The following is an 8090-nucleotide window of genomic DNA, read 5'->3' as shown; positions in this document are numbered from 1 at the left end:
CCCGCCAGATCCGCCCCCACCACCAGCACCGGACGCTCCGGCGCCAACGCGCTCAGATGACCGTCCACCGCGAAGAGGAAATCCACCACCCGCGCATAATCGACAACCTCCTCGGAACCGTCCGACAACACCAGCGACGCCACCGTCGGACCACCGCTCAACCCGACCAGATAGGCGTCGGCGAACGGCAGCGTCTGCACCGGACTCTCCAACGGCACCGGACCAGGCCGCACCAAAGTGAACCCGACCACCCCGGGCAACAGGCCGTAGTGATGCCGGTGGGCGTCCTGCCAGTCCTGGACCGGACGCGAGGACGTCCCCACCGGCCTGCCCTCGGCATCCCGGTGCCCGACCACCAGCACCCGGTCCAGAGGAACCCGCGCCCCGTCCACCGCCACCAGCTCCGCGAACCAGGGCATCACCGGAGGCGTCTGCCAGGGGTCGGCGAGAATGTCCAGGGCGGTCCGTGCCTCGTCGAAGATGCTCCGGGCCCTCGCCTGTCCTCCTCCCGGAGGCATCTGGGGCAGCAGCTCGTACGCCTCGCTGAGCGCCGTCCGCAGGCGCCGGTAGGCGGGATCGTCGTCGTGCAGCGCTCTGCCCAGGGCGTACTCGCCCAGCCTGAGCGCGATGTCCCTGGCGTCCCAGTCGGTCATCAGCGTCTTCGTGGGTCCTCCAGCCTGCGGGACGCCCGTCAGGGAGGCCACCACGAGGAAGCCGCCGACGCCCCGGACCACCGGGTTCTCCGTGATCCGCAGGATGGATTCCCTCAGGACGTCCTCGGGCAGCGGGGTGCGGAACAGCAGCGCGCGCTCGTAGGCGCTGCGGCTGAGCTCGGACAGCTCGGTGACGGCCCGTTGGAGCTCCTCGGGCGTCATGAACTCGCCCGTGTAGCCGAAGTGCCGCAGCTCCATGAGGACCAGTGGGATCTCCAGCCTGCCGTCGTCGGTGTCCAGGACCGGGTAGCCGTCGTCGTCCATTCCGACGGCGTAGCGCTGGCTGACGGCGGCGCCGTAGGACGTGCGACCGGTGAGGACGGCCGTCCAGTGCTCGCGGGGCGTCGGCACGTCCACGCCGACGGTGTCGAAGAACCCGGCCCCGGCGGGCTGGTCCGGTGCCCACATCCGCCGGTAGAGCTCGAGCAGCCGGCCCATCTGCTGCACGACGACTTGAGTGAGGCGGTCGTGGTGCTCGGCGAAAAACGTCCGGGTGCGGGGCCGCAGCGCCCGTCGGACACGGTCCAGAGCGTGCCGCGAGGCCGCGGGCAGGAGGTTCTTGATGAGAGTCGGATCGGTCCCCGTGAACGGGCCACTGTCCATGATCTCGCCGATCGGCGCGGCCGCGACGTTCTGGAAGCCCAGCCATCCGTATCCCCACACCTCGTCGACGTCCGGGACGGCAGCGAGGAACGGCACGAGGTGGTGCTCCACGGCGGCACGGCCGAGGACACTGTTGGCGAACATCACGGCTGCCGTCAGGCCGAAGACACGGCCCCCGGACATCAAGTGCGTAAACCTCGACCGGCTCAACCGTTGTGCAGTGAAGTGCTGCAGTTCCCGGAGGCCCACGGCGGGATACCCGAGAGTGACCTGGGCGTAGGCGGTCCCGTTGAATCCCACGGGGGCGGGGTTGACGCTCGTGGCCTCGCCCGCCTCGGTGAACGTCCAGCCGCCGAGCGGCCCGAGCACCTCGGTGAGCGGGACGGCGTCCTGCCGCTCATCGGCGATGCTCGCGGCGGCCCGCGCCTGCTGCAACCGGGCCATGGCCTCTTCCGGGGACTGCCTCCGCTCCCCCGGGAGCACCGCCATCGGATCGACGACGAACTCACCGATGGTCAACTTCTGCATGACGGGCTTCGGCTGCCCCGGCTCCTCCTGGGGCTCGTTCACGTGGAGAAGGCCGTCGGCGGTCCACCAGAACGGCCGACCGTCCGTGACGAGCGTGATCCCGGGGCCGTGGGCCAGTGTCAGCGTCGTGGAGAGGATGCCGCCCGGCAGTTCCAGGTTGATGAAGAGGTCCCGGTGCTCCTCGACCTCCAGACCGAGAGCGCCGAACCGACGCCCGGTCGCCGCGTCCAGTACGGCGTGCGCCGTGGACGACGACTGCGCGAACTCCGGCAGCGCATGCTCCACCGCCCGACCCGACGGATCGACGACCACCGCCCGCGCGTCCGACGCCGCGACCGACGGCGGCAGCGCCGACACCTGCCGGCCCGCACCCGCCGACACGTCCACCCAGAGCACACCGTCGGAGCCCGCAGCGTGGTACGCCGCCCACGCGTGCCCCAGCGCCCCACCCTGACGCCGCGCCAGGACGAACGCCACCGCACCGGGCCCCTGCGCCGCGACCGCCGCCGCCACCGCATCCCACGACCGCACCGCGCGCCATCCGGGACCCACCACCAGCGACGGCGCCGCCGACAGATCAGCCACCGCCTCGTCGTCCACCGCCACCGCCGGACGCACTCCCCGCGGATGCAACGCCTTCCGCAACGCCCCCAGCAACACCAGGCACCGCTCGACCGGCATGTCCCGCACCGGCTCACGGCCCGCCACCTCAAGCGCCAACGCCACCAGGTCCGCGCGGGAGCGCGGCGACCGCACGGTGACCTCGGCCCCGGTCCGGCTCCGCGGCAGGCCTGAGGGCCGCGGCGAGGAGAACACGGCGTCGCCGTAGGGGGCGGGTTCCAGGACGCTGGAGCCGAGGCCCTGCAACCACGCCTTGTGCCAGACACCCTGCTTCCCGGTGCCCGCCTCCGGCAGGCCTATGAGACGCAGCGGGGCCACTCCGGTGCCCTGGGGCGGGGTGCCGGGAGCCACCGTCAGCGGGCCGCTGTACGCCCAGCCGTTGCGGGCCGTGCGGTGGGAGAACGCCTCCGACAGCGTCATCGGGCGCCCGGCGCCGCTGCCCGGACCGGACAGCACGAACAGCACCGGCACGGCGAGCGACGTGACGCGCAGCGGCGGGGCCATGTCCAGCAGTGCCAGGAGCTCCTCGTCGGCAACCCGGAACGGCGGCATACCCGGCAGGTGGAGGACCGCGAAACCGTCGGCGTCGGTGTCCGTCCACACCACCATGACGTCCTCGGGCTCTCCGTCGGCCCTCCACGGTGCGCGGAAGTGCGTGAGGGAGGTTCCGTCGCCGTCCCGCTCCTGCCTGCCGACGACCCGCAGGTCCACACCGCCGGGGGCCGGAGTGCCGCTCCAGTTGTAGCCCTGGAACTTCTCGCCGTCCATGAGAGCGCGCGCCGGTCCGAACGCGCCCTTGGACGCGAGGTGGAAGGCTGCCAGCGTGAAGTGGTCCGCCGGGTCCAGCCGGGCCGCGACGGCCTGCGCCGTCAAGACCCACAGCTGTCGCTTCTTCGCCGGGGACCACGGTTCCCCGGGCAACAGGTGAAGGACCCTGCGTCCCAGCCTCTCCGTGAAGGCCTCGTCCCGGCCCGCCATCTGCCGGACGGCGCCGGCCACGGCCCAGAAGGCCCACGTCACGGCCTTCTTGGTCACCGGGGCGTTCTCGGGCAGTCGCAGGATGTTCCGCACCAGGACCGCACCGAACTGCGTGATCTGCCGCTGCGCGTGCAGGATCACCGGATCAGGGAGGGCCTCGCCCAGCCGGGCCGCCGGGTTCTGAGACAGTCGTTGCGCTGCGACATCCAGAACCGACCGGTAGTCGGCCGGTCCGGGCGTCCCGCCGCTGACGCGCTCCGCGAGGAAGGTCCACAGTTCCATCCGGAACGGGGTGAAGCGGCTCAGTTCCGGGTCGTTGGCACGCAGGGTCTCCAGGGCTCCGATGCCCGTGACGAGCCGCTCGTGCAGGCCGCTGTCCGCCTCGGTCTCGGGGCCGAACACCATCCGCAGGGCCCGCAGCAGCCTGAGCGTGGTCGTGCGTACCCCGGGCGACGCCTCACCCTCACCGGTGTGCAGCCCCGCCGTCCTGGCCATCCGGTCCAGCTCGTGCGGCAGGAGCTCGGGAAACGCGACCTCGCGCCGCCCGGCCACACCGCCGGGAGTGTCGAGCAGGATGTGGGCGCCGACGTCGTATCCACTGCTCATCAGCGACCCGATGGCCACCCGGCGGCTCTCGTTCGCCGTGTGCTGGACGAGGGACACCTCCTCCAGCGGATCGTGCACCGGGGGCGCCGGCCGGTTGTCCAGCTGCGGCACCGTCGGGTTGCCCGCCGAGCCGCTGAAGCACAGCTCCAGCTTCATGCGGTGGCCCCCCGGCAGCTCGGTCACCTCGGGCAGCCCGCCGATGTACCGTCCGCCGTCCGCGGCGCTCAGCCACACGGTCCGGCCGTCCCGCAGGGCGAGGAGCAGTCCGCCCGGCAGTCCGTGCGCGACGAACACGTACACCGCGAGGTCCGGGGTCCTCTCCTCCTCGCTGATCAGGACGGTCCGGCCGCCGGACGCCATCAGGTGCACGCGCTTCCTCGCGCGGAGGTACGAACGCATCAGCCGCTCACGGCCGCGCACATCGTCCGCATGCGACATCCGGCCGAAGCGCTCGTGCCGGTCGGAGACCACGGGCCGGGACGCGACGTCGCTGTCGCGGAACTTCGTGCCGTCCAGCGCCGTCCACTCGCGGTCCACGAATGGCACGGACGCCTTCGTCGGCTGGAACGGCACCCACGCGCCCAGCGGGTGGTCCGGGCCGTGGTCGATCAGCGCCGGCACGTGCTCGCGCTTCTTGTCGCGCACCAGGCTCCCGTCGCCGCTGGGCGCCCACGCCGTCCGCTCCACCAGGTTGGCGACCGCCCGCAGATACTCCAGGTACCGCTCGTTGGCGAGGTTCGGCACCACCAGCACGACCGGGACGGTCTTCGGCAGCTTCGCCAGCTCCGGGTCCGCCGCCAGCTCGGCCGCCAGCTTCTCCGCGTTCAGCACCCGCCCGTCGGGGAACCGCACACCGTCCGGGTGGCTCTCGCCCCACACGATGTACGCCGTGTCACCCCAGGGCGCGTCCGCGTCCGCGCCCTGCACCTCCTTCAGCGGCGCACCCGGCTGCTCCTCGAACACGCGCACCCGGCCCACACGGAGCCGGCGCACCTTCTCGCCCGTCAGGTTGCGCCCGCGCGGCACACCGGACGCGTTGGTCATCAACGTCCCCGGCGACAGCAACGAGCCGGCCGGGGGCTCTCCCCCCTCACCGAGGCGCAGGGCGCCGGTGTCGGGAGCCTGTGCCGGGGCGGAGCCCTCCAGGCCGAAGACGATCGGGGCGTCCTGGACGGTGGTGGTTCCCGGGGTGGTGGGCTGACGGGTGGCGGTGGTCCAGTGGCCCGGGGCGCCGGTGGCCGGATCGGGCAGGGTGAGGATGCCGAGCGGGACGGAGGGGGCGTCGCTCAGCAGCATCATCGGCGCGCTGTAGCCGAAGGCCGGACGTCCCGTGCTCAGGGAGAACAGCCGCACCAGCTGCGGGCTCAGCCCCCCTGGACCGGTGGTCAGGAACAGCACCGGGACAGCCAGAGGGAACGCGCTCAGCTCCGGGTCGAAGCCGAGCAGCGCCAGGAACTCGTTCTCCGTGACCGGGACGGGGGCACGACCGGCCAGGTGGACGACGACGGTGCCGGCGCCGTCGACCTCAACCACGCGCAGCGTGGGTATGCGTCTGGCCGGACCGACCCAGTCCGGCTGGACCGGGTTGATATCGCCGGGCTCGGCCCCCCCCTCGAACACGGTGCCCCAGTTGATGCCCGCAGGGGCGGCTCCGTCCGACCAGTTGAAGCCCTGGACGTTGGGTCCCTGCCGCAGCACGGCCGCCGGACCGAAGGCACCGGCCTCCTTCAGGTGGAACGCGGCCAGCAGGTCGTGGTCGGTGACGTCCACGCCCTCGGCGATGGCCTTGGCGGTGACCGCCCACAGGGCTCCCTGCTGTGACCGGTCCCAGGTCGTGGTGCTGTCGAGGTGGAGGACCTTGCGGCCCATCGCCTCGCGGCCGGTGGGTGTCAGGCGACGGAAGACCTGGGCGGCGCGTGCCATGGCCCACAGCGTGGACGCCACATGCCGGGGGGTGACCGCCGCCGAGGCGGACAGTGACTGCACGTGCCGGATCGCCTGCTCACGCTTGTCCGCCAGCTGCCTGAGGGTGATCTGGAGAGCCGGTGACGGCACGACGTCCGTGAGGCGGGCGGTGGGGTCGGCCGCCACGCGTGACGCGGCGAAGTCGAACAGGGCGAGGTACCCGGCCCGGTCCGGGGAGCGGCCGGTGTGTTTCTGGACGTAGAAGTCCAGCAGGTCCATGCGGAACGGGGTGAACGCGCTGAGCGCCGGGTCGTTGGCCCGCATCCGTTCCAGCGCGCCGATGCCCTTCAGCACGCGCTCGTAGCGGCCGCCCGGCACGCCGCGGTCGTTCTCGATCTCGTTGCCGAACACCCTGCGCAGCGCCCGCACCAGCCGCAGGGCGGCATCCCGGACCTCCGACGGCACCGCGCCCGTGCCGTGGTGCAGGCCCACGTCCCGCGCCAACTGGTCCAGCTGGTGCTCCAGCGGCTCGGGGGGATTCTCAACCAGGCGGCCTGGCTCACCGTTCGCCGCATCTATCGTCAAGCGCCGGACGTCGTCGACGCCGATCGGCCGGGTGACGCCGTCCGTCTTCTTCCGGGTCAGTTCCGCCAGGTGCTGGTCGAACGGGACCTCACCCAGCGGATCGTCCACATGGGGTGCCGGAGCGTACGGGGCCTGCTCCGTGTGCGGATCGCCGTCCGACGCGCTCCAGCAGATCTCCAGGTGTATCCGGGTCCCCGGGGGCAGTGCCAGTACCTCCGGCAGCCCCGCGATGTACGCGGCCGCGTCCCGCTTGCCCAGCCACACCGTGCGGCCGTCACGCAGCGGAAGCCCCATCCGCCCGGGCAGCCCGTGGGCCGCGAAGACGTAGACCGCCGCGTCCAGGGAGACCGGCTCCGCGCCGCGCTCGTGGTACCACTCGCCGGCGGGCATAAGGTGCACCAGCCACCGCATCCGGCGGAAGGTGCGCCAACGCCGCTCCATCAGTCGCTGTTCGTTCTGGGGGACAGCCAGCCGTCCCAACCGCTCGTGCGTCTCGTCCGCCAGCGGGCGGGTGAGCACGTCGCTGTCGCGGAACACCGTCCCGTCCAGCGCCGTCCACGTACGGTCCACGTGCCGCACAGGCGCGGCCGGCGGGAGAACCTTCACCCACACACCGACCGGCGCGTCCGGATCGAGGTCCATCAGCACCGGTACATGAGCGTTCCCCGACTCGTCGAGGACCAGACCCGCCACACCGCTCGCACCCCACACCGTACGGCCCAGCCGGTGGGCGGCCAGCAGCAGCGTCTCCTGGTACTGCTGTCCCACGAACGGGACGGCCAGGACGACGGGAACGTCCCCCGGCAGCTTCGCCAGCTCCGGGTCGGCGGCCAGCACCGCGGCGAGACCCTCACCGTCCAGCACCCGGCCGTCCGGCAGGCGCACCCGCCCGTCCGCGCCATCCGCCGCCACGACATAGGCGGTCCCCGGCCACGGCGCCGGCCCCGCCGAGACCACCTTCGGTGCCACCCCCGGCCGGTCCTCGATCACCCGCACCGTCCCCGGCTGGACCCGGCCAGCCGGCCGGCCCGTCCAGTTACGGCCCTGCGGACGCCCCGACGGCCCCGTGACCAGCGTCTCCGCCGACAGCAGGAAGTCGTCCGGCCCGGTGAACACGCCCGGAGCCACCGGAGGTTCGGCAACGTCCTGCGCGAAGGCGGACGCGGAAGACCCCGCAGGCGGCGCGAGGATTGTCATCTCCGCGTCCGCCGCCACCGCACCGCCGACCGTCTCCCCGGCCCCGGCCAGCCCCCACGCCCGCACACTGTGATGCCGCGCAACGATCGAGAACCTGGACAGCTCCAGGTCCACACCCGTCGAACCCGCCGCCGACAGCAGGAGGAACTGCAGGCCCACCGGCAGTGGGGGCTCCGGCTGGCCGTAGGCCGCAAAGTGGGAGCTCACGGCGGACCGCAGATCGCTCCAGGTGAGCGCGGTCTGCAAGCCGTTGGCCACGCGAGTCTGCTCCAGCGCCCAGAAACCCGTCAGAAGCGCCTCGAACGCGGCCGTGTCGTTCTCCAGCAACGGACCGTAGACCAGCCGGATCGCCCG

1 protein-coding gene is annotated in these 8090 nt (G+C 72.5%); it reads right to left on the bottom strand.

The window, feature by feature from the left end; genetic code table 11:
• Positions 1–8090: lonely Cys domain-containing protein (locus ACFW6P_RS31840; RefSeq protein ID WP_386425740.1), on the bottom strand; the 8090-nt coding region annotated here is incomplete at both ends.

The organism is Streptomyces sp. NPDC058741 (genome assembly GCF_042746715.1).
Taxonomy (GTDB): Bacteria; Actinomycetota; Actinomycetes; order Streptomycetales; family Streptomycetaceae; genus Streptomyces.
The sequence above is the reverse complement of the archived record's forward strand: the minus strand, read 5'-3'. Positions and strand labels throughout refer to the sequence as shown.